Source organism: Vreelandella gomseomensis, assembly GCF_031451645.1.
Classification (GTDB): domain Bacteria; phylum Pseudomonadota; class Gammaproteobacteria; order Pseudomonadales; family Halomonadaceae; genus Vreelandella; species Vreelandella gomseomensis.
In genome coordinates this window covers 290,433-316,643 of the sequence record NZ_JARWAI010000003.1, presented here as the reverse complement: position 1 = coordinate 316,643, position 26,211 = coordinate 290,433, and the positions used below count along the sequence as shown (strand labels likewise).

Here is a 26,211-nt window from a genome sequence, read left to right as displayed (position 1 = left end):
TCGGGGATGACGGTGACGAGTTATTCGGGGACCCACCAATCCGCGTGATAGCGGCTCTGCGCGCCCAACAGCGGCGTCAGCTGATCCATGGCGCCGGCCATGCGTTCATCAAGCCCCCAGGGCGGATTGATCACCAGCATACCGCTGCCGAACATGCCGCGTTCAAGGCTGCCCGCCGGACGCAAGCATAATTCGCTGCGCCATATTTTACGTATGCCGCTGTGCGCTAGCGCCTCCAGCAGCACCTGGTGATGCCCGGCAGGCAGCAAGGGATACCAGACCAGGATCACGGCGTGACGGGCTTTCGCGAGTGCCTGGCGGAGCGCGTCCGCTACCTCCTGGTACTCGTCTTTACGTTCGTAACTAGGGTCAATCAGCGCACACACGCGGGGTGTCGGCACGGGCAGTCGTTGGCATAGCCCTGCCAGGCCATCTCCATGTATGCGCTCGGCGCCATCTGCCAGCGTCTGGTCATCCAGATGCTGATGCTCTCCGGGGTGCAGCTCGAACCCGTAGAGGCGCTCCTTGGCGCGTAGCGCCTGGCTTATCCACCAGGGAGAGCCGGGGTAATGGGTCAGCTTGCCTGGCGCAGGCTGAGCGCGGGATAACGTCGCCAGCCACTCGACGAGCAGCGGGTTGGAAAGCGAATCAGTTGCGTGCCAGAGCGGCCATACCCCTTCGCGATACTCCTGAAGCCGCTGGGTTTCTTTGCCCGATAGCGGATACAGCCCGCGCCCCGCATGGGTATCCATATAGGTAACCGGCGAGGGTTTACGCTGGAGATACTCAAGGGTCGCAAACAACGTCAAATGTTTATGTACGTCGGCAAAATTGCCTGCGTGGTAGGCGTGTTGATATGACAACATGATGATAGGTCGCTCATAAAAAAACCCGCTACGTCAGCATAGCGGGCTTGGGGTGGCGCATTGCAATCACACTGCTCAGCCTTGTTGCTGGCCATCTCCAGTGGGTGTCAGGGTAATTTCGACGCGGCGGTTCTGGCTGCGTCCGGCCTCGGTATTGTTACTGGCCACCGGCTGCGATTCGCCGTACCCCCGCGTATTTAACCGCGCTGGCGACACGCCATTCTGGCCCAGGTAGCTGCCCACTGCTTGAGCGCGGCGCTCCGAAAGACGCTGGTTATAGGCGTCATCACCAGTACTATCCGTATGGCCGGCAATATTGACCCGGGTATCGGTATATTGGCTTACCACGTTGGCCACTTCATTGAGCGCGCTGCGCGCTTCGCTGGTCAACTCGGCGGAATCAAAGCCAAAGGTCACGCTGCTGGGCATATTGAGGACGATGTCGTCGCCGCGGCGATCCACTTCAATACGCGAGCCCTGCAGGTTTTCGCGCAGTTGCTTTTCCTGGCGATCCATGTAGGCACCGATGCCGGCGCCGGCGGCTGCACCAACAGCCGCGCCAATCACGGCACGGTCACGACGGCTGCTGCTACCGTCCCCGGATAGCGCGCCGGCGACGGCGCCAACGGCAGCACCAATACCGGTGCCGGTGGCGGTGCTGGAGCGTTGAGTTTCACCACCGCCGTAGGGACTTGAGCTTGCACAGCCGGCCACCAACATGGCAGCCACCAACGGGGTCAGTAGTCGATAAATACGCATCGCTCACTCCTTAGCTTGTCTTGCGTCTATGAGGTTACTCATCGCTGATCAACGCCAGCAATTCATTCAAGAATAATAGACCTTGAGGGGAAGCTTGAAGCCTTTTGGGCATTTCCATCAAAAGTCCTTTTTTCTCAGCATCATGCAAGCGCGCCAACAGCACCTCATCGGCTAACCCGGTATGCGCAGACCAAATCGACAACGGCACCCCCCGGGTCAGACGCAGGGCATTCATGGCAAACTCCAGCGGCAGTTCGCACTCGGCGATCGCCTGCTTGCCGGCAACAAAGCCGCGCGGGTCATTGAGGCGCCGCAGGTAGGCATCGGGCTGGCGCGTTTTCCAGCGCCGTTCGATGTGCCAACGTCCCTCACGGTCAATATGACTCAGCTTGCCGTGGGCACCCGCGCCAATGCCCAGATAATCCCCGAACTGCCAGTAATTGATGTTGTGTCGGCTCTGACGAAGCGGCCTGGCGTAGGCCGAAATCTCGTAACGTGCAAACCCCGCCTGTTCAAGGCGTTGGTGGCCCAGATCCTGAATATCCCAAAGGGTTTCCTCCTGAGGCAATACCGGTGGGTGAGCATAAAACGCCGTATTGGGCTCCAGGGTCAGTTGATACCAGGAGAGGTGCTCCGGTGCCAATGCCAGGGCCTGGTCAATATCGGCCATCGCCTGATCCGCGCTTTGTTGAGGCAGGCCGTGCATCAGGTCGACGTTGATATTCTGAAAACCAGCGGCGCGCGCCTGTTCAACGGCATGAACCGCCTCGTCGCCACTGTGAATACGGCCAAGTGCTTCAAGCTGTGCGGCATGAAAGCTCTGCACACCCAGCGACAGTCGATTGATACCGGCTTCCCGATAGCCGACAAACCGCGTCTGTTCGGTCGTACCGGGGTTCGCCTCGAGGGTAATCTCGATATCGTTGGCTAAAGGCAGCCGCGCACCAATTTCATTCAATAACTGCCGATAAAAGTCGGGTGACAGCAGGCTCGGCGTACCGCCGCCAATGAAAACCGTCTCAAGCGTACGTCCCGCTGCCAGCGCAAGATCCGCATCCAGATCCTGCAGAAGCGCCTGAAGGTAGCGTGCTTCGGGCAGTGTCTGACTATGAGGTTCATGAGAGTTGAAGTCACAGTAAGGACATTTGCGGACACACCACGGCGTATGGATATACAGCGAAAGCGGTGGCAATGGCTCACCCATGGGCCAACCTTAAAACCTCCACCAGGCCGGCAAGTGCCCGGCCACGATGACTGAGACGGTTTTTGCTCTCGCTTGGCAGTTCCGCCACGCTCATTCCCTGGTCAGGCAGCCAGAACAGCGGATCGTAACCGAAACCGCCTTCTCCACGCGGGTGGGCCAGCACCTCGCCCTCCCAGCTGCGTTGCACGATGACCGGCACCGGGTCATGAGGGTGGCGCAGATACACCAGCACACACCAGTAACGCGCCGTGCGCTGCCCTTCGGGGCAGTCCTGTAACGCCTCGAGTAACTTGGCGTTATTGCGCTGATCGCTCTTGGGTTCGCCCGCATAGCGTGCGGAATAGATCCCCGGCGCGCCATGCAATGCGTCCACTTCCAGACCCGAGTCATCGGCCAGGGCAGGCAATCCGCTTTGCCGGCTTGCCTCACGCGCTTTGATCAGGGCGTTCTCAACGAACGTCACACCCGTTTCGGCCACGTCATGCACGCCAAAATCGGCCTGCGGTCGTACGTCAAAACCAAGCGGCGATAGTAATTCGTTAAATTCTTTCAACTTACCAACGTTTCCGCTGGCAAGCACGAGCGTTTGCGTGCTGGTCATCCGGCGACCTCCTGGAATGGATGATCAGTTTACATGCTACTGCCATGACAAAGGCAGTCATAATGTAACGGTATGTTTCTATAAAAACTATCTTTCAAGTATTATAAAAATAATATTTGTTATTATTCATATATTTAAATCAGAAAAACACTACTTAGGCGAATTTTAATCCTACAAATCAAGTAACATACATTTACATTTAAAAACTAATAGATACACTCAAGTGACTACCTGCTCATGCGTTCTTTCTACGAGGATCTCCCCAATGCCGCAGGAAAAGGCTACCAACACGGTATTTGTCGTTACCGAAAAAAGCCCACAGTCACAACTATTTGCGGAATATCTGGCGGCTCATACCGAGTGCCATGTGCAGATTCAGTCACCCCATGAAAAGGTCACTGCACCGCCAGTAGGTGACACCTTGATGCTGATCGATAGCGATCATATTGGCGTTGATACCCTGCCGGACTGGCAACATCAGTTACCCGAGGCGCTCAGCAACGCGCCATTGGCCGCGTTTAACATTCGCGATATGGATCACGCCCTTGAAGCTCTGTCGTGTGCGCAATTGAAAGGGGTGTTCTATCGCCAGGAGAGCCTGGATGTCATTTGCAAGGGGATTCATGCGTTGCTGGAAGGCGAATTGTGGATGTCCCGCGAACTCATGACCCGGTTGATCCTGTTCTATCGCAAGTATCAGAACAACGCCTTTCGCCCCGCCTGCGGCCTCACGAACCGGGAAATGGAAATTATCTCGCTGCTGAGTGCCGGCGCATCGAACCATCAAATCGCCGAAAAACTGTTTCTCAGCGAGCACACCGTCAAATCTCACCTGTACAACATTTTCCGCAAAATCAACGTACATAACCGTATTCAAGCGTTGAACTGGATTCATCAGAATCTGGGCCCGATTCTGCCCAACATCGAAACTGCACGAAGCCTGCAACGCCACTGATAACGTCTTACAAGAGTGAACTGGCTATGGCACCGCTACGTTACTGTCGACACGCCCTGACAGGGTTATTGATATGGATGAGTCTTTCACTGGTGCTAGCCAATGAACCTACGCCCCCAAATGAACCAGCGCCCGTCGATGAGCAGGAGGCGGTAGACGCCATTAACCAACTATCAAGCCCTGATGGCCCCTCCATCCAAGAACGCGGCAGCCCCAGTAGCGAGCTCACCGGTGTATTGGTCGACCGCACCATCACCATGGCAGGTAAAACCTTCTATCGCGCCTTCAGCCAGCGAGCCATGGGTAACATGATCATTGGCAACGCCACCATCACCATTCAGGAACGCCCCGACGCCCGTTGGGGAAGCCAGCTGTGGATTATGCAAGGCAACCAGATGTATTTCCGTACACAGCTCTCTCCGCGCATCAGCGAAGCTGACCGTGCCGCGGAGGAAGCCGTACAAACCGTGGAAGAAGCACTACTACGTCAACAACTGAGCTCAGCGCTATCTTCCGACAAAGACTTGGGAAGAGAGGAGTTACGATAATGAAAGCAAAGGCAATTCGCACCGCAGGTATAGGCACAGCGCTGCTGGCTGGGCTGTTAACGCTGCAGGCTCACGCGGGAGACCTCGTCTACGAACCCATCAACCCGTCATTTGGCGGGAACCCTTTTACAGGAAGTTATCTACTAGGCAAAGCACAGGCCCAAGATACTAATACCGACCCTAACTCTCGTCGCTCTGAACCGCTTTCATCGACGGCTCGTTTAATTCAGAGCCTGGAAAGCCGACTTATTTCACAGCTTATCAGCGATGTGGGAAATGGTGACGTTGGAGAAGGCAGTTTCGATAGCGACGAGTTTGGTGTGGTCGTCAGGGATGATGGTGGCCAACTGACCGTCCGAGTCGTAGATAAGATCACCGGCGATGTTACAAATATCAATGTTGGCGGTTTATTCAACCCTTGAACTCCACCGATACACCCAATCAAAAAAGTAGACACTATAAAACAAGGGGACAGTCATGAGAATTGTTATCGTTGCAATGCTGGCGCTGTGGCTGAGTGGATGTGCCAGCACTATGGCCACGTCAGAAAACCTGGAAGGCGCACCGGCAACGCTCACGCCAAGGGGCGCAACTTACCAGGATCTTGTATCACTACCGCCACCGGCTGGGCGCATCTTTGTCTCAGTCTATGATTTCAGAGACCAGACAGGCCAGTACCGACCGGCCCCCGCCAGCACCTTCTCCACTGCGGTAACTCAGGGTGCCGCAGCAATGCTGACCGGGGCACTGGCAGACTCGGGCTGGTTTATTCCCCTTGAGCGGGTCGGCTTACAGAACCTGCTAACAGAAAGGCGCATCATCCGTGCGGAATTCGAACGCTTTGGACAACCTGACACATTGCCATCGTTACGCGCCGCTTCCGTTATGCTGGAAGGCGGTATCATCGCCTATGAATCCAATATACGTACCGGGGGTGCCGGGGCGGAATATTTCGGTATTGGGGCCTCAGGCCAGTACCAGGTGGATCAGGTGACGGTCAACCTCAGGGCAGTGGAGATTTCATCAGGCGAGGTATTGGCGAATGTCACTACGACGAAAACGATCTACTCCAAAGAATTACGGGCGGGTGTCTACCGTTTCATCGACTTCAGCCGATTGCTTGAGCTTGAAGCGGGGGTTACCACCAATGAACCCGTACAAATGGCCGTCATGTCGGCTGTCGATGCTTCAGTTATCCATTTGATCGCAAAAGGGGTAGAAAACCGGTTATGGAATCTGCCCAACGATGTCAACTTCAATGACACCATTTTGGCGGACTACCTGAACGCGCCCATACCTCAGTTATAACGACGAATACCCCAACAAAAGCCCAGCCAGGCTCACGCTGAAGGTCATGCTTATACATGACCTTTTTTTATGAATAAAAATTCATATCCAGCTGTAAGAGGCCTGATGATAGATTACCTCCTCGTTAAAGTAGTGGTTTTTTCTATTTCTCATTATAAGCCTATAGCAAATCCTACCAGTATGAAAAAATTCACTTTTACTTCGCTCATGAACATGAGTTTTTTAACTTTCAATTCAACTTAAGTGTCTATGGTAACCGCGTCGATTCCCTCCATACTTAACTCAACAAACAATTACACAAAGTCACAAAAAGGCAGGATTGTAACCATGGAAATCAAATGGGTCGGCTCTATCGTTTCGCAACGTGGTATTACGTTCAGGGATACTCAAGCTAGCTTGTTTTTTGGGCTGGTGACAGTACTCATGGCGTTCTCCGTTACTGTTTCGGCAAAAGAAAACCAAGTTAATAATGAGCAAGCTCAAATGTTTATTACTGAGAATAGCGTTCAATTAGACAGTTTTGAAGAAGCTTTTGCTCAAAGCCGAGCCAATGTAGCGGTGATCCGGCAAATAGGTGATGGAAATACCAATCTCATCAACCAGGGTCGCAGCCGCCAAGATAAGGCTAATTTAGCTTCCATTGTACAGAACGGCAACTATAACGACGCCATGATTAATCAGAAAGGCTCGGACAACACCGGCCTGATACGTCAAGATGGTAATCGACACGAAGCCAACATTACGCAGATCGGTAACTCTCTTGACTCGCAAATCATCCAGAACGGTCAAAACAGTAACGTCAGCATTTCGCATTCGGGGAGTGGCTCCTACGGCATTAGCATTGAACAGCAAGCGTTTTCAGGCAATGCACGCTCGGTCACCGTCGAAACTTACTGAGCAACATGGGTTGTTTCAGTAATAACTAAAGCAAGTATATCGTAAAGGGGAAACACCATGAAACTGCAATTAACTACTATCGCTGCCGCTGTTGCCATCGCTTTAAGTTCTGCAAGCTTTGCTCAAACAACGCCAAGCACAACCTTCAACGGTAGTATCAATACCATTGATACCATGGCTGGATATACAAAAGGCAGCGGTGCTGGCAGTGATTCCTACATCACACAAACAGCTGGTAGCGATGACAACGTAAACAACGTGACCCAATGGGGAACTCAGTACTCACGAATTACACAAACCGGAGACCGTAACCGAGTAACGGTTGTTCAGGATGACGAAGTTGGAGTTGCGAAAGTGTCACCTGGATTCAATGAGTCAATTGTTCGGCAAGAAGGTAACGATAACAAAGTTAAACTCAACCAACTGGGTGAGTATAATGATTCATGGATCAAGCAGGATGGAAGCGATAACGACTCTTTAGTCGAGCAAGATGGCAACCGTAATGATAGCTATATTTCCTCAGTAGGAAATGGAAATATAGACCGTGTTTATCAAGGCGGTAATGAACTGGATAGTCACATCCTGACTGATGGAAATCGTAACTTTACTAAAATCACACAAACAGGAGAAGGCCACGATTCGTTTGTGCGCACCGTCGGAAATGACAATCGTCAAATTGTCAGTCAGTCAGGTGTTGGTGGACTAAGCAATGGTCAACACTTTAGCCAAATTTTGACCACTGGTAGCGGTAATACTAACAGTGTTTATCAAGGCTACTAATTAGAAGCCTTGCCTAAGACTACCGCCCCTTTTCAGGGGCGGTTTTTTTGTTAGCGGATCAATACCGTTAACGTGCCGCCCTTGCCCTGAGTGGATGATCGCGAGCGGTTAGTGCCTTTTTGAATATCCACTTCCAGACGATCACCGTCGCTCAACAGCGTTACCGTGCCCTCAAGTGCTTCGCCCTCATAGCTGAATTCAGCCGGTACGCGACCGTTTTCCTCAACGTGCTCGGTGGTTTCACCCTCGTGGGTCACTTTCCAACGGGCGGAAAACGCAGCGCCCTCAGTGCCTTCCATGGTGATGCGGATTTGAGACATTGATGCCTCCTGTGGCGTCTGTGCCGTAATCGGTGGATGAAAGGTCAGCCCAATGGCCAATAGCGCGGCGCCTGGCCACGTAAAGCAATGTTTCATAATGGCCCTCCCCTTACAAAAAGAGCCGCTGGTTGTCAGCGGCTCTTAGAGTATAGCGGGATACTCGTTACTTACTGTTACATGCTTGCAAAGGCTTTTTCTGCGGCGTCCAGGGTTAACTGGATATCTTCCGGCGTGTGGGCGCTGGACATGAAACCGGCTTCGAACGCCGATGGTGCGAGATAGACGCCGTGGTCGAGCATGGCGCCAAAGAAGCGGCGAAACGCTTCCGGATCACAGGCCGTCGCCTGAGCAAAGTTATCCACACGGCGCTGGCCGGTAAAGAACACCCCGAACATGCCGCCGGCCGACTGGGTCATCATCGGAACGTCGGCCGCATTCGCGCGTTCCTGCAGGCCATTGCACAGCGTTTCGACCCGCTGCGCCAACGCATCGTGGAAGCCGGGCACTTGAAGCTTGGTCAGCAGCGCAATCCCCGCGGCCATGGCCAGCGGGTTACCGGAGAGGGTACCCGCCTGATAGATCGGCCCCATCGGCGAGATGTTCTGCATGATCTCACGCTTGCCACCAAAGGCACCGACCGGCATGCCGCCGCCGACGATCTTGCCCAAACAGGTCAGGTCGGGGGTTACGCCGTAGTAAGCCTGAGCACCGCCAAGGGCTACCCGGAAGCCGGTCATCACTTCATCGAAAATCAACACGCTATCGTGCTCATTGCACACCCGACGCAGGGTTTCCAGAAAGCCCGGCTGCGGCGGAATACAGTTCATGTTGCCGGAGACCGGCTCGACGATAATACAGGCGATCTCATCGCCCATCTCTTCGAAACAGGCTTCGACGCCTTCGGGATCGTTGTAAGACAGCGTGATGGTATGCGCCGCCAGCGACGCAGGCACGCCCGGCGAGCTGGGCTCACCATGGGTCAACGCACCGGAGCCCGCCTTGACCAGCAGCGAGTCAGAATGGCCGTGGTAATTGCCTTCGAACTTGACGATCTTGTCGCGCCCCGTCGCGCCGCGTGCCAGCCGAATGGCCGACATGGTCGCCTCGGTGCCGGAGCTGGTCATGCGTACCATTTCCATCGACGGAATCATCTCGCAGATCAGATCCGCCATAGTGGTCTCGACCGCCGTGGGCGTGCCAAATGACAGGCCGTTGTCCAGCCGCGCACGCACGGCGGCAAGGACGTCCTGATCCGCATGGCCGGTAATCATGGGGCCCCAGGAGCCCACGTAGTCGACGTAGCGATTGCCTTCCACGTCGAACAAATGAGCGCCCTGGGCGCGTTCCATGAAGACAGGCGGGCGGTGCAGTCCTTTGAAAGCCCGCACCGGCGAGTTTACGCCGCCCGGAATATGGCGGCTGGCAAGTTCAAACAGTTCAGCGGAAGTCGTCATGGCGTCCTCTTGATTAATCGCATGGCGTCATAGAGTCAAAAACGTGAAGTATGCGGGGAACGGTTGGGTAAACACTGCCCGCTTGTCGGCTGATAGCCTTGTGACAAGCTATGCCAGGTAAAGTGCTGTGCCTGCTCGCAGGCTATAAGTAAGCGCTCACCATCAGCCAGGCGCGCCGCAATGGCGGATGACAGCGTGCATCCTGACCCATGGAACGTCTCGGGTAAGCGGGGCCACTGCCACTGCCGGGTGTTATCCGGCGAATGCAGCGTCAACACAACCTGATCGTCATTGCCGGGCAGCGGATCATCCGTGGCCGACACCAGGACGGCCTGGCAGCCAAGAGACAGCAGCGCCACGGCTCTCGCCGTATCGTCATCGCTTGGCGGACACTCAGGGGTGAGCATGGCCAGCTCAGCGCGATTGGGCGTCAATATATCCACCATCGGAAGCAGCTGCTCGCGATACTGCTGACGTAATTCAGGGGTCGAGAGCTCGGCACCGCCGCCGGCCTTCAATACCGGGTCGGCCACCACCGGTACGCCTGGAAAACGTCGAATGATCGCCACGGCGGCTTCAAGCGTCGCCTCATGGCTGATCAGGCCCAGCTTGATGGCCGCCACCGGCATGGAAGCGATCTCATCCACCATCTGGACCATCAGTTGGGCATCCGTCGGCATCACGCGAACGACGTCCTGGCAGCTCTGCACGGTCAGCGCCGTGGGAATGGTAACGGCCCAGCCGCCACACGCGGAGATCGACTGGCTATCGGCGATCAGCCCGGCGCCGCCGGTCGGATCATGGCCAGCCAGCACGAGTACAACAGGCGGTAATGGTTGGGGCATCAGAACGGTTTCACCACCGCCAACAGGATGATGCCGATCAGCGCGATCACCGGTGCCTCATTGAACCAGCGGAAAAACACATGGCTTTTGGTGCAGCGTGCCTGGCTGAACTGCTTCAGGTAAATCAGACACACGTGGTGATAAGCAATCAGCAGCACGATCAGCAGCAGCTTGGCGTGCATCCACCCCTGGCTTAACCAGACCGGCGCAAGAAACAGCAGCCAACCGCCAAAAATCAGCACGGCAATCATCGACGGCATCATGATGCCCCGATAAAGCTTGCGTTCCATTGTCGTGAAGTAGGCCATCGCCTGACTGTCACCTGCATCCCGCGCCTGGGCGTGATAGACAAACAGCCTGGGTAAATAGAACAGGGCGGCAAACCAGGTCACCATGGCGATCAGGTGAATCGCTTTGATCCATAAGTACATTGTAACTCCTTAGGCTGAGGACTCTTTGTGAGACGAATCGCTGTCGCGAGGATCGCGGTAGTGGTAGTAACGTTCGATAGCGCCCCGGGTGATGATACCCGAAATACGCTGTTGTTTCGGTCGATATCCATGCACCACGTAAAGCGCATCGAGGGTGTTGTTCTGCAAGGCCAGAAAAGCTTCCGACAGGGTTGCCTGCAGCGCAATCGGGGCCATTTCCAGCCGTTGACCGGGAATCTCCAGGAGATCGATCATGTCATCCGCGGGGGCATTGATGCCGTGAGTTTCGTCGTGCTCGATCAGCCAGCGCGCCAGCTCAGCTGCCTTGAGTCCGAGCACCGGTTTATCGCCACTGGAACGCTCGATCACCAGCCACACCGGATTGGTTTCAAGCAAGCGCCTCGCCTGGTCAGGGCTTATCATTCGCGTCGTCCGCACCAGGTTGCGCTCCATCACAGCCGGCACCGATACCCTCGATAACGCCTGCATCAGCGGTTGCTGAAGCGGGTGCAGGCCATAGCGTATGCTGCTGATGAAAAACCCCTCACAGCCGGTGAGCTGACGCGAGGTCAGGCACGCCACCACGACGACAAGCATGCCCGGCAACATGATACCCGGCGTATGGGTGAGTTCCAGGAGTGCCATCAACGCCGCCAGCGGTGCCTGGAGCACCGCGCCCATCATCGCCGCCATGCCCAGCATGGCATAGACACCGGGATCGGCCGCCTTGGCCTCCCATACCCAGGCGCCCAGCAAGCCACTGAGTGCGCCGGTGGCGGCCCCCATCACCAGTACTGGACCGATAATCCCGATAGGCACGCCGCCGGCCACCGTTAACCCGGTAACCACCAGCTTGACCGCCATCAGCGCCAGCAGCACCTGAACCGTCAGCTGGTTATTGAGCGCAGCAGCCACGCTGTCATAGCCGATCCCCTGCACCTCGGGAAACCAGAAGGCGGCAACGCCCGTTACCGCCGCCACCGTACCCAAGCGGAACCACAGCGGCCATTGCTGGAAACGCTGCAGCCGCGATAAATGAATGAAGCCGCCGGCCAGCAAACCAATCACCAACCCCAGCAGGATCACCCACGGCAGGTTCATCAGCGAACCCAGCGCAACGTCGGGAATATCGAACGCCGGCTGGTTGCCATACACCAGCTGCGCCACCAGCGCGCCCATCATCGACGCCAGGATAACGGGCATGAAGCTCATCAGGGTGTATTCCATCATGACCACTTCCATGGCGAAGATGACCCCGGCAATCGGAGTATTGAACGACGCTGAAATCGCCGCCGCCGTGCCGCACGCCACCAGCACCCGCAGGCTATTGTGGGGCAGGCGCATCCGCAGGCCCAGGCCGCTCGACGCGGCGGCGCCCAGATGAATGGCAGGCCCCTCCCGGCCTGCCGAGAGACCACCGAGTACCGCTATTACCCCCACCCACCACTGGTTAAGCCAGTTGCGCAACGGAAAGCGGCCCTGATGATACGTCAGACGCTCAATGACATGGCCGACACCGAGCTTGCGGGCAGCCGCTTTTTGTCGATAAAGCAATACACCGATCAAGGTGACGGCGAGAAACGGCAGTCCGGCGCGCACCCAAGGCGCCAGCCCCTCAAAGGCTTCCGGGTCGCCATCGGGCATCAACAGCAATCCCCCCGCCGACAGCAACAGGCGGAAGATGACCATCAAGGCGCCGGTGATCAGACCCGAGACCAGACCCAATACGCATAGCTGCGGCAACGCATCGACGTTTGCCAGCTGGCGTCGGAAACTGTCCAGGGTGAAATCGGATCGAGAAAAACGCGCCACAGGCAACCTTCCTTGCTCTTGTGTCTATACACTCTTGTGTATCATAGCTGGATACGCATAAACAGCTTGGTATCCTATGCTTAAGCCGTTGGCGATTCGATTTCCGCTCAGAGATCCGCAAGGAGTATGGTGTGATAAAGGTAGGTATTGTTGGCGGCACAGGCTACACCGGCGTTGAACTGCTGCGGCTACTCGCCCAGCACCCTCAGGTTAGCGTGGCCATGATCACGTCGCGCTCTGAAGCAGGCGTAAAGGTCAGCGACATGTACCCCAATCTGCGCGGCCATTACGACACGCTGGCGTTCAGCGAGCCGGATGCCGACCAGTTGGGCAGCCTGGACGCGGTATTTTTCGCCACTCCCCACGGGGTTGCCCATGCGCTGGCGGGGGAGCTGCTGAACAAGGGCACCCGTGTCATCGACCTGTCTGCGGATTTTCGACTACGCGACGCCGACGAGTGGGCGGCCTGGTACGCCCAGCCCCATGGCGCCCCTGAACTATTGGATGAAGCCGTTTACGGACTGCCCGAGCTGTATCGCGAACGAATCAAGACTGCGCGGTTGGTCGCCGTGCCTGGCTGTTACCCCACCGCCGTTCAACTGGGCTATCTTCCCCTGCTGGAAGCAGGCCTGGTGGATACCGGACGGCTGATTGCCGACTGTAAATCCGGCGTCACCGGCGCGGGACGCGGCGCCAAGGTCGGTTCGCTGCTCGCCGAAGCCGGCGAATCCATGAAGGCCTATGGCGCCTCAGGACATCGCCATCTACCCGAAATCCGTCAAGGCCTGGGCGATATGCATTCAGCGCCGGTAGGACTGACGTTCGTTCCCCACCTGACGCCGATGATTCGCGGTATTCATGCCACGCTTTACAGCCAGCTCACCGTTGACCCCGGCGACCTTCAGGCGCGCTTTGAACAACGTTACGCAAACGAGCCGTTTGTCGATGTGATGCCTGCAGGCAGCCATCCAGAAACGCGCAGTGTCAAAGGCATCAATACGTGTCGCATCGCCATTCACCGCCCTGAAAATAGCGACACGATCGTTGTACTCTCGGTGATTGATAACCTGGTCAAGGGCGCGTCTGGACAGGCCATCCAGAACCTTAACCTGATGTTTGGCTTTGACGAAACCACCGGACTCAGCGCGCCGGCGGTCATGCCCTGACATCGATCAGGTCGGGTAATAGTTGACCCTTTTGCTGGGTGTTACGCATAATCATTGCTAGTTCAGACTAATTGTTAAGGGGCGTGTGTTTTACACCAAGCATTAGCCGCCCCACTCGCTCACGGGAGGTAGCCATGAGCAGCGCAGAATCCTTCGTTCCTACGCCATTATTGTTGTCCGATAGCGCACAAAAACGGATCAACGCCTTGATGGCAGAAGAAAAAAATTCCACCTTGAAATTACGCGTTTACGTTACCGGAGGGGGCTGTTCGGGATTTCAATACGGCTTTGACTTTGCCGATACCGTTGCCGATGACGACACGGTGATCGAATTCGGCGATGCCGCCCTGGTGGTCGACCCGCTGTCTTACCAGTACCTGGTGGGATCAACCGTCGACTACGAAGAAGGCCTGGCAGGTGCCCGCTTTCGGGTACAGAACCCCAATGCCACCACCACTTGCGGGTGCGGCGCCTCATTCATGGTGTAGCCTCTCCATCGGCTGTTCCGGTGGTTCCGCACCGGCCCAGCGTTTACCACATGCCATTCCCGTGACTTGACGCCCTGAGCGTTTCTCGCCAAGGTTATAGTGTCAATAACAGACTCAGACGCCTGCTATGCGGCAGCCCTCGCTGCTCCAGACGTACTGAGCCATACAAATCACGGGAAAACTCATGAAATCACTACGACGCACCACCCTTCCCCTCTCGGCGCTTGCGCTGGCATTAAGCGGCGCGGCCCACGCCCAGGAAACTCCCAGCGTCAATGTCGCGACGGATCCAAGCTTCGTACCTTTCGAAATGATGGACGAAGATACCGGTGAAATGGTCGGTTTCGATATCGACATCATCAATGAAGTGGCTGACCGTGCCGGGTTCGACGTCAACCTGACCACCATGGACTTCTCGGGCATTATTCCTGCGGTGCAAACTGGCAACCAGGAAATTGCCATTGCCGGTATCACCATTACCGAAGAGCGGGCGGAAGTCGTTGACTTCTCTGATCCCTACTACGATTCCGGTCTGCGGATCATCGTTCGTGCCGATAGCGATGTTGAAGACATCGATGATCTGGAAGGCATGACCATCGCCACCAAGACGGGTTCAACCAGCTACGACTTCCTGGAAGACAAGTTTGGTGACGACGCTGACTTTACTCCCTACCCGGGCACCTCCGACATGTACATGGCGCTGTTGGGACGTAATGTGGATGCCGTCTTCTACGATGCCCCTAACGTCGCGTACTTCTCCCAGACCCGCGGTGAAGGCCGCACCAAGGTCGTAGGCCCGCTTTATGAAGGTCAGCAGTATGGCATCGTCTTCAACAAGGGCAGCGAATGGGTAGAACCCACCAACGACGCCTTGGCCGAGATGCGCGAAGACGGCACCTACGATGAAATCTATGAAAAATGGTTTGGGGAAGCCCCCAGCGACGACTGATCAGCGCTGATCATGATTTAACCATTTCATCAGGGCCGGGCGGCATAGCCCCCGGCCCTGTTCGTTTGTCTTCTCATCTCTCAGGAGAACGCGCGTGGATCCTAGCTTTGAGTTTAATTGGGAAGCGACCATCAACTCGATTCCCCACCTGTTGCCGGGGATTCCCTATACCCTGCTGATTTCGTTTGGCGGCCTCGCCATCGGCTTTTTTATCGGCATCTTTTTTGGTCTGCTGCGTATCAGCCCACTTCGCTGGCTGCGCTGGCCTGCCATCGTCTACGTTGAGGTGTTTCGCGGCACGCCAATTCTGGTCCAGGTGCTGTTTATCTTCTATGGTCTGCCGCAGCTGCTCGGAAGTCCTATCAATGCCCTGGTGGCCGGTATTGCCGCCATTGCGGTCAACTCCGGCGCCTATATCTCCGAAATTGTAAGGGGCGGCGTCCAGTCCATTGAACGCGGCCAGCGCGAGGCCTCCCTGTCACTTGGCCTGTCGCGTACCCAGGCGTTTCGTTATGTCATCTGGCCGCAGGCGTTTCGCCGCATGATCCCGCCGCTGGGTAATCAGGGCATTATCAGCATCAAGGATACGTCCCTATTTTCAGTGATCGGCGTGGGTGAACTGGTTCGCCAAGGGCAGGTATATATCGCCAGCACCTTCACGGCCATGGAGGTTTACCTGATGGTGGCCCTCATGTACCTCGCCATTACCTGGACCCTATCGATTGTCCTGCGCCAGCTTGAAAGCAAAGGCCTGGTCGGCCAATAAGGAGACGCACAATGAACGACACACCCCAGCGAATTGTGCGTATGCAGCAGCTCAATAAACACTTTGGCAGCCTGCACGTACTCAAGGATATCGACATGGAGATCACCCCCGGCGAAGTCGTCGTGGTGATTGGCGCCAGCGGCTCGGGTAAGTCCACCTTGATCCGCTGTATCAACGGGTTGGAAGAATTCCAGACCGGTAAGCTGGAGGTCGATAGCAACGAATTGCTACCCCATGGCAAAAGTGGCAAGGCGCTGCAGACCATCCGCACCGAAGTCGGCATGGTGTTCCAGCAATTCAATCTGTTTCCACACTTGAGCGTTATCGACAACATTACCCTGGCCCCGATGAAAGTACGCGGCTGGAGCGCGTCCGACGCCCTGGAGACTGCCAAGCGACTGCTCGAGCGGGTCGGCATCTCGGATCAGGCGGACAAGTACCCAAGCCAGCTGTCAGGCGGCCAACAGCAACGCGTGGCACTGGCCCGCGCGTTGGCCATGGAACCCCGGCTGATGCTGTTTGACGAGCCTACCTCGGCCCTTGATCCGGAAATGATCGGTGAGGTGCTGGATGCCATGCGCGAGCTGGCAAAAGAAGGTATGACCATGGTGATCGTTACCCACGAAATGGGTTTTGCCCGCGAGGTTGCTGACCGGGTGATATTCATTCACCAAGGCGAAATTACCGAACAAGGCCCTCCTGAACAGCTCTTCGATACGCCTCAGCACGAACGCACCCAATCGTTTTTAGCGCGGGTACTCAAGCACTGATTCAGCCAATTATCCCGCTCTAAAGACCGCGTTTCATGGCCTGTGATCTTCACAGGCCATTTTTTTTGCCTGTGGATAGTATTTTTTTACGATCCATGCCAATCCGCTGCCATCCAGCGGCACGCTGGCGTTAGGCGCGATACACCAGGTGGCTTGCCTCTTGTTCACAGTCGCGGTAACAACTCCGGTATGCAGCGGTGGACAAGGCGTGTTTTATTTCACCGGTGGATAAACTTGCATTTCATCCACAGGCCCAGCACCGTTTCTACGCAGCTAGTACGCCGTTTAATCACGTAAAGATCAACAATGCAATTTTCTGATAAATATGTGCTTTATAGACTTATCAACAGATTTTGTCCACACCAGTAATTACAGCATTAACAGAACTTCTCTTATTTTATATTTATGTTGTTATTAATAGAGGCCAAGGAACAAATCGGGGTGTGGAAAAACCTGACGGTTACCCACAGGGGGTTTATACTTGCCGACCTAGTGAATTAAGGTGCCTGTGCACCGGCTCAACTCATCCGTGCCTCAGGGCACAAGACGAGGTGTCTCTTGAATTACCCCGACCGCTTTGACGTGATTGTCATCGGCGGTGGCCATGCGGGAACCGAAGCCGCACTGGCCTCTGCTCGCATGGGCTGTCAAACCCTGCTGCTGACCCATAACATCGAAACCCTCGGTCAAATGTCGTGTAATCCGGCGATTGGCGGGATTGGCAAGAGCCATCTCGTCAAGGAAATTGATGCCCTGGGCGGTGCCATGGGGCTCGCCACCGACATGGGCGGTATTCAGTTTCGTGTGTTGAACGCCCGCAAGGGGCCGGCGGTACGCGCCACTCGTGCCCAGGCCGACCGAGTTCGTTACAAAGCGGCTATCCGTGGCATGCTGGAACACCAGCCCAACCTGACGATTTTCCAGCAGGCCGCCGGCGACCTGATGGTGGACAACAACACCGTACGCGGCGTGGTCACGGAAACCGGCATCCGGTTTCATAGCGAGACGGTCGTTCTCTCGACAGGCACCTTCCTCGGCGGGATCATTCATATCGGCCTCGATCAAAGCCGCGGTGGCCGGGCCGGCGATGCGCCTTCGAATGCCCTGGCAGAGCGACTGCGTGCATTACCGTTTCGGGTTGACCGGCTTAAAACCGGTACGCCACCGCGCATCGATGCCAAGACGGTGGACTTCTCGCAAATGGAGGAGCAGCCCGGTGATACCCCCACGCCGGTGATGTCTTATCTGGGCTCGCGGGATATGCATCCCCGGCAGATGAGCTGCCATATCGCGCAGACCAACCCGCATACCCACGAGATCATCATGGCGAACCTTGAGCGTTCGCCGATGTACTCAGGCGTCATCGAAGGCATCGGGCCGCGTTATTGCCCATCCATCGAAGACAAGGTGCATCGCTTTGCCGATAAAGCGAGCCACCAGATATTCGTCGAGCCCGAAGGCTTGGACACCAACGAGCTGTACCCGAATGGCATTTCAACGTCGCTGCCGTTCGATATCCAGTTGCAGGTCGTGCGCTCGATAAAGGGCCTGGAAAACGCGCATATCACCCGGCCCGGCTACGCGATCGAATATGACTTTTTCGATCCGCGGGATCTGCAGCACTCGCTGGAAACCAAATTTATCCACAACCTGTTTTTTGCCGGCCAGATCAACGGCACTACCGGTTACGAAGAAGCCGGCGCCCAGGGGCTGCTCGCCGGGTTGAATGCCGCGCGCCGCGCCAGGCAGCTCGACGCCTGGCATCCTCGCCGCGATGAAGCCTATCTTGGCGTGCTTGTGGATGACTTGATCACCATGGGCACCAAGGAGCCCTACCGCATGTTCACGTCACGTGCGGAATATCGTCTGTTGCTGCGCGAAGACAATGCCGACCTGCGGCTGACTGAAAAGGGCCGTGAGCTGGGATTGGTGGACGATGAACGCTGGTCGGCATTCAGCAAGAAACGTGAGGCCATCGAAACCGAATCAGCCCGCCTCGCCAGTATCTGGATTCAGCCGAAAAGTGCAGCGGCGACAAGCGTTGCCGAGTACACGGGCCAACCGCTGAACCGCGAGTATCGGTTGAGCGACCTGCTCAAGCGGCCAGAGTTGAATTATGCCGCCTTGACGACGCTTCCCGGGGTGGAAGGCTCGCCGGTTACCGACGAAGCAGTGGCCGAACAGGTCCAGATCCAGGCCAAGTATCAAGGCTACATCGATCGGCAGCAGGATGAGATTGATAAGCTTAAGCGCCATGAAGCCATGCCGCTGCCCGCTGACCTGGATTACCAGCAGGTGGAAGGCCTGTCCCACGAAATCCGTCAGAAATTGAGCGAGGCGCGGCCAGAAACCCTTGCCCACGCCGCGCGAATTTCAGGGGTTACCCCCGCCGCCGTGTCGATCCTGCTGGTTCATCTCAAGAAGCGCCGTCTGGTGTCAACCTCAGCGGTCGCCACCGGATGAGTCACTTGATGACGCTGTTGAACAGCTTGCCTGGGCAAGTGGCTCCGCGCCTGACGCAAGGACTTGATGCCTTGGGCACCTCGGTCACCGCCGAGCAGCAGGATCAGCTGCTCGGCCTGCTGGCGCTGTTGCACAAGTGGAACCGGGCTTATAACCTCACAGCGGTACGCGACGTCAACGACATGGTGTCACGCCACGTACTCGACAGTGCCGCGGTATTACCCTTCATCAAGGGGGTAACGCTGCTCGACGTCGGGGCCGGGCCAGGGCTGCCAGGGCTCGTTCTGGCGATCCTCAAGCCGGAACTGGCCGTGACGCTGCTGGACAGCAACGGCAAGAAAGTCCGCTTTCAACGCCAGGCGGTGATGGAGCTTGGGTTAGCGAACGTCACCCCGGTTCAAGCCCGTGTAGAAGCGTTTACCGAAAGCGCCTTTGATCAGGTGATTTCACGCGCATTCGCAAGCCTGGTGGACTTTGTTACGCTGACCCGCAAGCTGCCCGCCGCCCAGGGACAGTGGCTGGCGATGAAAGGCCCGGGTGCCAATGACGAATTGCTTGATCTGCCGGACGGTATTCAGCTTTGCGCCCGTCACACGCTGAATGTCCCCTTTGAGACGGCCGAGCGACAGCTGTTGATCCTGACCCCACAAGGAGTTGAGTAAGTGAGCCAGATCATTGCCCTGACCAACCAGAAAGGCGGCGTGGGCAAGACCACTTCAGCCGTGAACCTGGCAGCGAGCCTCGCCGGACTCGATCGTCGGGTACTGCTGGTGGATCTTGATCCGCAAGGCCACGCCAGCATGGGCAGTGGTATCGACAAGCACAGCTTGGATAAAAGCGTGCTCGACGTTCTTCTGGGGGAAGCCTCTGCCGCCGATACCATCGTCCGGCAATTACCGGTCAACTACGACGTACTGCCGAGCAACGGCGACTTGACCGCAGCGGAAGTGGAGTTGATGCACGCCGATCAGCGTGAAAGCGGCTTGAGCGCCGCGCTCACCAGTGTCTTTGCCGAGTACGACGTGGTGCTGATCGACTGCCCACCATCGCTCAACATGTTGACCGTCAATGCGCTGACGGCCGCCCACGGGGTGTTGATCCCGCTACAGTGTGAATTCTACGCGCTGGAAGGACTGTCAGCGCTGCTCGATACGGTTGAGCAAATCAAGCAAAGTATCAATCCCGATCTGGCGGTGTCCGGTATTCTGCGCACCATGTACGACAAACGGACGAGCCTGACCCGTGAAGTCGACAAGCAGCTGCGCGACTATTTTGGCGATGCTCTGTTGAAAACCACGATTCCGCGTAACGTCAAGGTGGCCGAAGCACCCAGCCATGGCCTGCCGGTCACTCAGTACGCGCGTTTTTCCCGCGGTAGCCAAGCTTACCGCGTGTTGGCAAAAGAACTCATTCGACGACTCGCGCTATAATCAGCGACGACGGACCTATTTATCACGAGGGAATGCCCATGACGCGTAAACCTGCGCTAGGACGTGGACTGGATGCTCTGATTGGTGCCGGTGCCCGCCGCCGCGATAGCCTGGACGTTGCCACGGGCGCGTCTCCGACGCCGGTCGAAAGCGCGAGCACCCCAGAAGTGGCACCTGCACAGAGCGAGGAACGCCTCGAACGTCTACCGCTTGGCCAGCTTACGCGGGGTAAATATCAGCCACGCCGGGATATTCAGCCCGAAGCGCTCGAAGAGCTGGCCGATTCGATTCGTGCCCAAGGGGTCATGCAGCCCATCGTCGTGCGCCCGATCGGCCAGGATCGCTACGAGATCGTGGCCGGTGAACGCCGCTGGCGTGCCGCACAGCTGGCCGAACTGGACGTTATCCCCGCAGTCATCCGCGATGTCAGCGATGAAGTCGCCCTCGCCCTGGCGCTGATCGAGAACATTCAGCGTGAAAACCTCAATGCCATTGAAGAAGCGCTGGCGCTGAAACGGTTAGGCGACGAGTTCGAGCTGACACAGCAGCAGATGGCCGATGCGGTGGGCAAGTCGCGCACCCAGGTCGCCAACCTGCTACGCCTGCTGGCGCTGGATAGCGAGGTTCAGACGCTGCTTGAACGCGGCGACCTGGATATGGGGCATGCGCGTGCCCTGCTGACGTTGAACAGCGCCCAGCAGCGTCAGGTCGCACATGAAGTCGTCAATAACGATCTCACCGTGCGTGCCACTGAGGCGCTGGTAAAAAAAATGCAAAGCCAGCCGATAGCGCCACCGTCATCGAAACGCCAAACCAAAAGCGCAGATGTGGCGCGACTGGAAACCCAACTGGGGGAACTGCTCGGTGCGCCGGTGTCCATTGATCATGGCCAGCGAGGCAAGGGAAAAGTCACGATTCGCTACACCAGCCTCGAAGAACTGGATGGTATCCTGGGGCATATTAAATAGCAGGCTTTGTATTTATCACTAGCAGGCTTATTAATAAAGCGACAAAAAACGACGATTTCTTCCCCTTTGGTCGCAGGAAACTGCCCGAACGCGTGAAATACGCGCAACGTCGGTTGAAGGTGTGGTAGCCCTTCCCTATAATCGCGCAAGATTTGTGCAGGCTGCCCAAGGATGTTCATGCCTGTGAACGTATTTCAATGGGCCTGAATGTCATGCAGCGATTGGAAACCTTACGACGACAGGCCTATGTCATTCGGTTGACCATCGCCCAGCTGCTGGTGGCATTGGTCGGTTCGCTGCTGGCATGGGCGGCAGTCGACAAGGGCAGCGCGGGATCGGTAGCGTTGGGGGCACTGGTGGCGTTTCTCCCCCAGGCGTTTTTTGTATATCGGATGGCGATCTTCCAGCAACGTGCGTCGGCATCGCGCAATGCGCTCAGGTTGTTTCGTGCCGAAGCAGGGAAGTTTGGTTTGACGGTGGCATTGTTTGCCATAGTGCTGAGCACAGTACCTCCCTCAAACCCCACTTTCTTTTTTAGTGCTTATGTCGCAGTTGTTCTAACGCATTGGCTGGCCCCCTGGCTGATGCCTAGAGAATTGCGCAACTGATCGAGGTGACAAGTCTATGGCCGCAGGAAACGAAGTCTCGCCGACTTACTATATCCAGCACCACTTGCAGAATCTGACCTTTGGTAACCATCCAGAGAATGGCTGGTCGCTGGCCAGTTCTGCTGAAGAAGCACGTGAAATGGGCTTCTGGGCGGTTCACTTGGACACCATGGGCTGGTCCATTGCCATGGGGCTGCTGTTCATCTGGCTTTTCCGCAAAGCCGGGAAAATAGCGACCACCGGGGTTCCGGGCAACCTGCAAAACGCCGTCGAAATGGTGTTCGAGTTCGTCGAAAGTATGGTTCAGGGCGCTTTCCATGGCCGCAACCCGCTTATTGCGCCGCTTGCCTTGACGCTGTTCGTGTGGATTTTGTTGATGAACACGCTCAAGATCATTCCGGTGGATTACTTCCCGGAGCTGTTTGCTCGCCTGGGCGTTGATTACATGAAAATCGTGCCGACCACCGACCCCAATGCCACCCTCGGCATGGCGTTAGGCGTGTTCTGCCTGATTCTCTATTACAGCATCAAAATGAAAGGCGTAGGCGGCTTTGCCAAAGAATTGTCGCTGACGCCGTTCAACCATTGGGCGCTGATCCCTTTCAATCTGCTGCTGGAAATCATTGCGTTGCTGGTCAAGCCGTTCAGCCTGGCAATGCGTCTGTTCGGTAACATGTTTGCCGGGGAAGTGATTTTCATCCTGATCGCCATGCTGCCCTTCTGGGCCATCTGGCTGCTGGATGTGCCGTGGGCCATCTTCCATATCCTGATCGTTACCCTTCAGGCTTTCATCTTTACCGTGCTGTCCGTGGTCTACTTGAGCTCGGCCCACGAACATCACTGACTAGAGCAATGCTTGCACGTTAACCCTTAACCTCAACCCTCAACCTTGACCTTAACCTTGAGAAACTAGGAGCAATACCATGGAACTTATCTACGTTGCCGCTTCGATTATGATTGGCCTGGGTGCCCTGGGTACCGGCATCGGCTTTGCCATCCTGGGTGGCAAGCTGATCGAGTCCACTGCACGTCAGCCGGAAATGAGCGATCAGCTGCAAACCAAAACCTTCCTGATGGCGGGTCTGCTGGATGCGGTACCGATGATCGGTGTTGGTATCGCGATGTACCTGATCTTCGTTGTTGCCGGTTAATGACAGCTTGACCGAGCGGTATCCCGCTCGGTTCTGTTTCACTCCGGTCGCCACGAACTTGTCAGAGGTACATCCCTGTGAATATCAACATGACGCTAATCGGACAGACGATCGCCTTCGCGATCTTTGTCTGGTTTTGCATAAAGTATGTGTGGCCGCCGATCAGCAACGCGCTTCATGAGCGTCAGAAAAAGATTGCTGATGGCCTGGACGCCGCTAGCCGTGCTTCGCGCGACCTTGAGGTCGCTCAAGAACAAGCCGAGCAGACGCTGCGTGAAAGTAAAGAACAGGCATCCCAGATCCTCGAGCAGGCCAATAAGCGCTCTGCCCAGATCGTTGAGGAAGCCCGCGAGCAGGCCCGCGCCGAAGGCGAGCGCCTGGTGGCAAGCGCCCGTTCCGAGATCGAGCAGGAAGTGAATCGCGCTAAAGAGGATCTTCGTTCCCAGGTCTCGCACCTTGCCATCATCGGTGCCGAGCGTGTCTTGGAAGCGTCGGTCGATGAACAAGCCCATCGCAAGTTACTCGATGAGCTTGCTGCCGAACTGTAAGGAGGTGATCTATGGCGGAATTACTGACCGTCGCTCGTCCTTACGCTAAGGCGGCGTTTGAATACGCGCGTGATCATGAGGCGCTGGATAGCTGGTCGAAAGCGCTTGACCTATTGAGCCAAGCCGTTACCCACAGTGACGTGCATCGTCTGTTGAGCAGTCCGAAACTAGCGGCTGAGCAGAAGGCCGAGTTGCTGGCGGGCATGTTGCCCGAAGATGGCGACAGTGCCCTGCGCCGGTTCTTGGATACGCTGGCAGACGAAGGTCGACTCCATGCCCTGCCCTCAATGTCTGATCAGTTCGAGCGCCTGCGCGCCGAACATGAACAGCGGGTTGAGGTGCTGGTGACATCGGCCTACAAGCTTGATAGCAAGCAGAAGACCAAGCTAAAGAACGCGCTCAAGAAACGTCTGAATCGCGAAATCTCCATTACCACTCAGGTGGATAAAACGCTGATTGGCGGCGTTATCCTGCGTGCCGGCGATACCGTCATCGACGGATCGGTACGTGGTCGACTGAACCGCCTAACTGACGCGCTAACCGCTTGAGTCTGAGGGACATGGCATGCAGCAACTGAATCCTTCCGAGATCAGCGACATCATCAAGCAGCGAATCGAAAAGCTTGACGTCGCATCCGAAGCCCGTAACGAGGGCACCATCGTCAGCGTTTCCGACGGTATCGTGAAAGTTCACGGCCTCGAAGACGCGATGTTTGGTGAAATGATCGAATTCCCCAACAGCATCTTTGGCATGGTACTCAACCTGGAGCGTGACTCCGTGGGTGCCGTGGTGCTGGGTGACTACCTGAAACTTGAAGAGGGCATGACCGCCAAGTGTACCGGTCGCATCCTCGAAGTGCCGGTAGGCCCCGAGTTGATTGGCCGCGTGGTCGATGCGCTGGGTAATCCCATCGACGGCAAGGGCGATATCAACGCCAAGATGACCGATGCGGTGGAAAAGGTCGCCCCGGGTGTTATCACCCGCCAGTCGGTCGATGAGCCGATTCAAACCGGCCTGAAGTCCATCGACTCCATGGTGCCGATCGGCCGTGGTCAGCGTGAGCTGATCATCGGTGACCGTCAGATCGGTAAATCCGCCATTGCCATTGATGCCATCATCAACCAAAAAGGCAAGGGCGTGACCTGTGTGTATGTGGCGATCGGTCAGAAGCAGTCGACCATCGCCAACGTGGTACGCAAGCTCGAAGAGCACGGCGCCATGGAGCACACCATCATCGTCGCGGCCGGCGCTGCCGACCCGGCGCCGATGCAGTTCCTGGCCGCGTATTCCGGCTGCACCATGGGCGAATACTTCCGCGACCGCGGTGAAGACGCGCTGATCGTCTATGATGATCTTTCCAAGCAGGCTGTGGCCTACCGCCAGGTATCGCTGCTGCTGCGTCGTCCGCCGGGTCGTGAAGCCTATCCGGGTGACGTCTTCTATCTCCACTCGCGTCTGCTCGAACGGGCCGCCCGCGTGAACGTCGACTACGTCGAGAAGTTTACCGGCGGCGAAGTGACAGGCAAGACCGGTTCCTTGACCGCGCTGCCGATCATCGAAACCCAGGGTGGTGACGTATCGGCGTTCGTTCCGACCAACGTGATCTCAATCACCGACGGTCAGATCTTCCTGGAAACCAACCTGTTCAACTCAGGTATCCGTCCGGCGATCAACGCCGGTCTGTCGGTTTCCCGTGTGGGTGGCTCGGCACAGACCAAGATCATCAAGAAGCTCGGCGGCAGCGTCCGTCTGGCCCTGGCTCAGTACCGCGAACTGGCGGCGTTCTCGCAGTTTGCTTCTGACCTTGATGAAGCCACGCGCAAGCAGCTCGAGCACGGTCAACGTGTCACCGAGCTGATGAAGCAGAACCAGTACTCGCCGATGTCGGTCGCCGAGATGGCGCTTACGCTGTACGCCGCCAACGAAGGGCACCTGGATGATGTTGACGTGAATAAAGTGCTGGACTTCGAACGTGCCCTGCACGATTACATGAAGTCCGAGCACGGCGATTTGCTCGACAAGATCAACCAGACCGGCGACTACAACGACGAGATCAAGGACGGCTTGAAGTCAGGTCTCGAGAAGTTCAAGGCGACTCAGAGCTGGTAATGCCCCAGCCCGTCT

At 56.6% G+C, this 26,211-nt stretch carries 30 protein-coding genes; 21 read left to right on the top strand and 9 right to left on the bottom strand.

Features of this window, described 5'->3' with window-relative positions; translation table 11 throughout:
* Positions 1 to 20 precede the first annotated feature (20 nt).
* The 4 genes from QC815_RS05585 to rdgB form a co-directional block, all read right to left on the bottom strand.
* Entirely contained in the window at positions 21 to 866 is an 846-nt protein-coding gene (locus QC815_RS05585; protein WP_230445404.1) for a 23S rRNA (adenine(2030)-N(6))-methyltransferase RlmJ, read from the bottom strand.
* 75 nt (positions 867 to 941) lie between these two features.
* Positions 942 to 1,625, bottom strand: coding sequence for a YiaD family glycine zipper/OmpA-like lipoprotein (locus QC815_RS05580; protein WP_230445405.1), 684 nt, complete (start codon positions 1,623 to 1,625; stop codon positions 942 to 944).
* Between the two features lie 34 nt (positions 1,626 to 1,659).
* On the bottom strand, positions 1,660 to 2,829 hold the full coding sequence (hemW, locus tag QC815_RS05575) for a radical SAM family heme chaperone HemW (protein ID WP_230445406.1): 1,170 nt from the start codon (positions 2,827 to 2,829) through the stop codon (positions 1,660 to 1,662).
* Positions 2,822 to 3,430 carry an RdgB/HAM1 family non-canonical purine NTP pyrophosphatase gene (gene rdgB / locus QC815_RS05570; RefSeq protein WP_230445407.1) on the bottom strand — a complete coding sequence of 203 codons (609 nt, stop codon included), beginning with the start codon at positions 3,428 to 3,430 and terminating at the stop codon, positions 2,822 to 2,824. The genes hemW and rdgB overlap by 8 nt, the downstream gene beginning before the upstream one ends.
* A gap of 265 nt (positions 3,431 to 3,695) precedes the next feature.
* On the opposite strand from rdgB, the gene QC815_RS05565 reads away from it, so the two are divergent.
* From QC815_RS05565 to QC815_RS05540, 6 genes are all read left to right on the top strand, one after another.
* A complete protein-coding gene (locus tag QC815_RS05565; RefSeq protein ID WP_230445408.1) occupies positions 3,696 to 4,385 on the top strand; it encodes a LuxR C-terminal-related transcriptional regulator in 690 nt (229 codons plus the stop codon).
* 77 nt (positions 4,386 to 4,462) lie between these two features.
* Positions 4,463 to 4,933, top strand: coding sequence for a CsgE family curli-type amyloid fiber assembly protein (locus tag QC815_RS05560; protein WP_230445409.1), 471 nt, complete (start codon positions 4,463 to 4,465; stop codon positions 4,931 to 4,933).
* Positions 4,933 to 5,355: a curli assembly protein CsgF gene (locus QC815_RS05555; RefSeq protein WP_230445410.1), complete on the top strand. Its 423-nt coding sequence runs from the start codon at positions 4,933 to 4,935 to the stop codon at positions 5,353 to 5,355. The genes QC815_RS05560 and QC815_RS05555 overlap by 1 nt, the downstream gene beginning before the upstream one ends.
* A 55-nt stretch (positions 5,356 to 5,410) precedes the next feature.
* The gene (locus QC815_RS05550) at positions 5,411 to 6,241 is read left to right on the top strand and encodes a CsgG/HfaB family protein (protein ID WP_230445411.1); all 831 of its coding nucleotides are present in this window, start codon (positions 5,411 to 5,413) and stop codon (positions 6,239 to 6,241) included.
* Between the two features lie 327 nt (positions 6,242 to 6,568).
* On the top strand, positions 6,569 to 7,138 hold the full coding sequence (locus QC815_RS05545; protein ID WP_309767384.1) for a hypothetical protein: 570 nt from the start codon (positions 6,569 to 6,571) through the stop codon (positions 7,136 to 7,138).
* Positions 7,139 to 7,195: 57 nt separating this feature from the next.
* Positions 7,196 to 7,918 (top strand): hypothetical protein, encoded by a 723-nt coding sequence (locus tag QC815_RS05540; RefSeq protein WP_230445413.1) that lies wholly within the window; start codon positions 7,196 to 7,198, stop codon positions 7,916 to 7,918.
* Positions 7,919 to 7,968: 50 nt separating this feature from the next.
* Here QC815_RS05540 and QC815_RS05535 read toward each other — a convergent pair whose 3' ends face one another.
* The 5 genes from QC815_RS05535 to QC815_RS05515 form a co-directional block, all read right to left on the bottom strand.
* Positions 7,969 to 8,238, bottom strand: a complete 270-nt coding sequence (locus tag QC815_RS05535) for a hypothetical protein (RefSeq protein WP_230445414.1) — start codon at positions 8,236 to 8,238, stop codon at positions 7,969 to 7,971.
* Positions 8,239 to 8,411: 173 nt separating this feature from the next.
* Positions 8,412 to 9,692, bottom strand: coding sequence for a glutamate-1-semialdehyde 2,1-aminomutase (gene hemL / locus QC815_RS05530; RefSeq protein ID WP_230445415.1), 1,281 nt, complete (start codon positions 9,690 to 9,692; stop codon positions 8,412 to 8,414).
* A 35-nt stretch (positions 9,693 to 9,727) separates the two neighbouring features.
* Positions 9,728 to 10,537, bottom strand: a complete 810-nt coding sequence (thiD, locus tag QC815_RS05525; protein WP_309767380.1) for a bifunctional hydroxymethylpyrimidine kinase/phosphomethylpyrimidine kinase — start codon at positions 10,535 to 10,537, stop codon at positions 9,728 to 9,730.
* Positions 10,537 to 10,968 (bottom strand): protoporphyrinogen oxidase HemJ, encoded by a 432-nt coding sequence (hemJ, locus tag QC815_RS05520; RefSeq protein WP_230445417.1) that lies wholly within the window; start codon positions 10,966 to 10,968, stop codon positions 10,537 to 10,539. The genes thiD and hemJ overlap by 1 nt, the downstream gene beginning before the upstream one ends.
* Positions 10,969 to 10,977: 9 nt before the next feature.
* A complete protein-coding gene (locus tag QC815_RS05515) occupies positions 10,978 to 12,780 on the bottom strand; it encodes a chloride channel protein (RefSeq protein ID WP_230445418.1) in 1,803 nt (600 codons plus the stop codon).
* A 131-nt stretch (positions 12,781 to 12,911) separates the two neighbouring features.
* Here QC815_RS05515 and argC point away from each other — a divergent pair, with 131 nt between their 5' ends.
* From argC to atpA, 15 genes are all read left to right on the top strand, one after another.
* Positions 12,912 to 13,946, top strand: a complete 1,035-nt coding sequence (gene argC, locus QC815_RS05510) for an N-acetyl-gamma-glutamyl-phosphate reductase (protein ID WP_230445419.1) — start codon at positions 12,912 to 12,914, stop codon at positions 13,944 to 13,946.
* 134 nt (positions 13,947 to 14,080) lie between these two features.
* On the top strand, positions 14,081 to 14,434 hold the full coding sequence (erpA, locus tag QC815_RS05505; RefSeq protein WP_027337329.1) for an iron-sulfur cluster insertion protein ErpA: 354 nt from the start codon (positions 14,081 to 14,083) through the stop codon (positions 14,432 to 14,434).
* Between the two features lie 184 nt (positions 14,435 to 14,618).
* Positions 14,619 to 15,383 (top strand): transporter substrate-binding domain-containing protein, encoded by a 765-nt coding sequence (locus QC815_RS05500; protein WP_230445420.1) that lies wholly within the window; start codon positions 14,619 to 14,621, stop codon positions 15,381 to 15,383.
* A 94-nt stretch (positions 15,384 to 15,477) separates the two neighbouring features.
* A complete protein-coding gene (locus tag QC815_RS05495; protein WP_230445421.1) occupies positions 15,478 to 16,149 on the top strand; it encodes an amino acid ABC transporter permease in 672 nt (223 codons plus the stop codon).
* Between the two features lie 11 nt (positions 16,150 to 16,160).
* Positions 16,161 to 16,919: an amino acid ABC transporter ATP-binding protein gene (locus tag QC815_RS05490; protein WP_268902627.1), complete on the top strand. Its 759-nt coding sequence runs from the start codon at positions 16,161 to 16,163 to the stop codon at positions 16,917 to 16,919.
* A 558-nt stretch (positions 16,920 to 17,477) separates the two neighbouring features.
* Positions 17,478 to 19,382: a tRNA uridine-5-carboxymethylaminomethyl(34) synthesis enzyme MnmG gene (gene mnmG, locus QC815_RS05485; protein ID WP_230445422.1), complete on the top strand. Its 1,905-nt coding sequence runs from the start codon at positions 17,478 to 17,480 to the stop codon at positions 19,380 to 19,382.
* Positions 19,379 to 20,044, top strand: a complete 666-nt coding sequence (gene rsmG, locus QC815_RS05480) for a 16S rRNA (guanine(527)-N(7))-methyltransferase RsmG (protein ID WP_309767373.1) — start codon at positions 19,379 to 19,381, stop codon at positions 20,042 to 20,044. Before mnmG ends, rsmG begins: the two co-directional genes overlap by 4 nt.
* Positions 20,045 to 20,812, top strand: coding sequence for a ParA family protein (locus QC815_RS05475; protein WP_230445424.1), 768 nt, complete (start codon positions 20,045 to 20,047; stop codon positions 20,810 to 20,812). It abuts the gene before it with no gap.
* 38 nt (positions 20,813 to 20,850) lie between these two features.
* A complete protein-coding gene (locus tag QC815_RS05470; protein ID WP_309767371.1) occupies positions 20,851 to 21,780 on the top strand; it encodes a ParB/RepB/Spo0J family partition protein in 930 nt (309 codons plus the stop codon).
* Positions 21,781 to 21,977: 197 nt separating this feature from the next.
* Complete coding sequence (locus QC815_RS05465; RefSeq protein WP_230445426.1) at positions 21,978 to 22,388, top strand: ATP synthase subunit I; 411 nt, start codon at positions 21,978 to 21,980, stop codon at positions 22,386 to 22,388.
* Between the two features lie 16 nt (positions 22,389 to 22,404).
* The gene (gene atpB / locus QC815_RS05460) at positions 22,405 to 23,232 is read left to right on the top strand and encodes a F0F1 ATP synthase subunit A (protein WP_230445427.1); all 828 of its coding nucleotides are present in this window, start codon (positions 22,405 to 22,407) and stop codon (positions 23,230 to 23,232) included.
* Positions 23,233 to 23,311: 79 nt separating this feature from the next.
* Positions 23,312 to 23,539 (top strand): F0F1 ATP synthase subunit C, encoded by a 228-nt coding sequence (atpE, locus tag QC815_RS05455; protein WP_027337319.1) that lies wholly within the window; start codon positions 23,312 to 23,314, stop codon positions 23,537 to 23,539.
* Between the two features lie 77 nt (positions 23,540 to 23,616).
* Entirely contained in the window at positions 23,617 to 24,087 is a 471-nt protein-coding gene (locus QC815_RS05450; protein WP_230445428.1) for a F0F1 ATP synthase subunit B, read from the top strand.
* A gap of 11 nt (positions 24,088 to 24,098) precedes the next feature.
* A complete protein-coding gene (locus QC815_RS05445) occupies positions 24,099 to 24,635 on the top strand; it encodes a F0F1 ATP synthase subunit delta (RefSeq protein ID WP_230445429.1) in 537 nt (178 codons plus the stop codon).
* A 16-nt stretch (positions 24,636 to 24,651) separates the two neighbouring features.
* A complete protein-coding gene (gene atpA / locus QC815_RS05440; protein WP_230445430.1) occupies positions 24,652 to 26,196 on the top strand; it encodes a F0F1 ATP synthase subunit alpha in 1,545 nt (514 codons plus the stop codon).
* Positions 26,197 to 26,211: the final 15 nt, after the last annotated feature.

Coding starts and splice junctions, on each gene's coding strand:
- rdgB (WP_230445407.1), bottom strand. CDS start 3,430: ATGACCAGCACGCAAACGCTCGTGCTTGCCAGCGGAAACGTTGGTAAG.
- erpA (WP_027337329.1), top strand. CDS start 14,081: ATGAGCAGCGCAGAATCCTTCGTTCCTACGCCATTATTGTTGTCCGAT.
- thiD (WP_309767380.1), bottom strand. CDS start 10,537: ATGCCCCAACCATTACCGCCTGTTGTACTCGTGCTGGCTGGCCATGAT.
- QC815_RS05560 (WP_230445409.1), top strand. CDS start 4,463: ATGAGTCTTTCACTGGTGCTAGCCAATGAACCTACGCCCCCAAATGAA.
- hemJ (WP_230445417.1), bottom strand. CDS start 10,968: ATGTACTTATGGATCAAAGCGATTCACCTGATCGCCATGGTGACCTGG.
- QC815_RS05445 (WP_230445429.1), top strand. CDS start 24,099: ATGGCGGAATTACTGACCGTCGCTCGTCCTTACGCTAAGGCGGCGTTT.
- QC815_RS05580 (WP_230445405.1), bottom strand. CDS start 1,625: ATGCGTATTTATCGACTACTGACCCCGTTGGTGGCTGCCATGTTGGTG.
- QC815_RS05585 (WP_230445404.1), bottom strand. CDS start 866: ATGTTGTCATATCAACACGCCTACCACGCAGGCAATTTTGCCGACGTA.
- QC815_RS05500 (WP_230445420.1), top strand. CDS start 14,619: ATGAAATCACTACGACGCACCACCCTTCCCCTCTCGGCGCTTGCGCTG.
- QC815_RS05540 (WP_230445413.1), top strand. CDS start 7,196: ATGAAACTGCAATTAACTACTATCGCTGCCGCTGTTGCCATCGCTTTA.
- QC815_RS05555 (WP_230445410.1), top strand. CDS start 4,933: ATGAAAGCAAAGGCAATTCGCACCGCAGGTATAGGCACAGCGCTGCTG.
- QC815_RS05565 (WP_230445408.1), top strand. CDS start 3,696: ATGCCGCAGGAAAAGGCTACCAACACGGTATTTGTCGTTACCGAAAAA.
- hemL (WP_230445415.1), bottom strand. CDS start 9,692: ATGACGACTTCCGCTGAACTGTTTGAACTTGCCAGCCGCCATATTCCG.
- QC815_RS05545 (WP_309767384.1), top strand. CDS start 6,569: ATGGAAATCAAATGGGTCGGCTCTATCGTTTCGCAACGTGGTATTACG.
- QC815_RS05490 (WP_268902627.1), top strand. CDS start 16,161: ATGAACGACACACCCCAGCGAATTGTGCGTATGCAGCAGCTCAATAAA.
- QC815_RS05465 (WP_230445426.1), top strand. CDS start 21,978: ATGGGCCTGAATGTCATGCAGCGATTGGAAACCTTACGACGACAGGCC.
- QC815_RS05535 (WP_230445414.1), bottom strand. CDS start 8,238: ATGTCTCAAATCCGCATCACCATGGAAGGCACTGAGGGCGCTGCGTTT.
- QC815_RS05470 (WP_309767371.1), top strand. CDS start 20,851: ATGACGCGTAAACCTGCGCTAGGACGTGGACTGGATGCTCTGATTGGT.
- atpB (WP_230445427.1), top strand. CDS start 22,405: ATGGCCGCAGGAAACGAAGTCTCGCCGACTTACTATATCCAGCACCAC.
- atpE (WP_027337319.1), top strand. CDS start 23,312: ATGGAACTTATCTACGTTGCCGCTTCGATTATGATTGGCCTGGGTGCC.
- hemW (WP_230445406.1), bottom strand. CDS start 2,829: ATGGGTGAGCCATTGCCACCGCTTTCGCTGTATATCCATACGCCGTGG.
- QC815_RS05550 (WP_230445411.1), top strand. CDS start 5,411: ATGAGAATTGTTATCGTTGCAATGCTGGCGCTGTGGCTGAGTGGATGT.
- atpA (WP_230445430.1), top strand. CDS start 24,652: ATGCAGCAACTGAATCCTTCCGAGATCAGCGACATCATCAAGCAGCGA.
- rsmG (WP_309767373.1), top strand. CDS start 19,379: ATGAGTCACTTGATGACGCTGTTGAACAGCTTGCCTGGGCAAGTGGCT.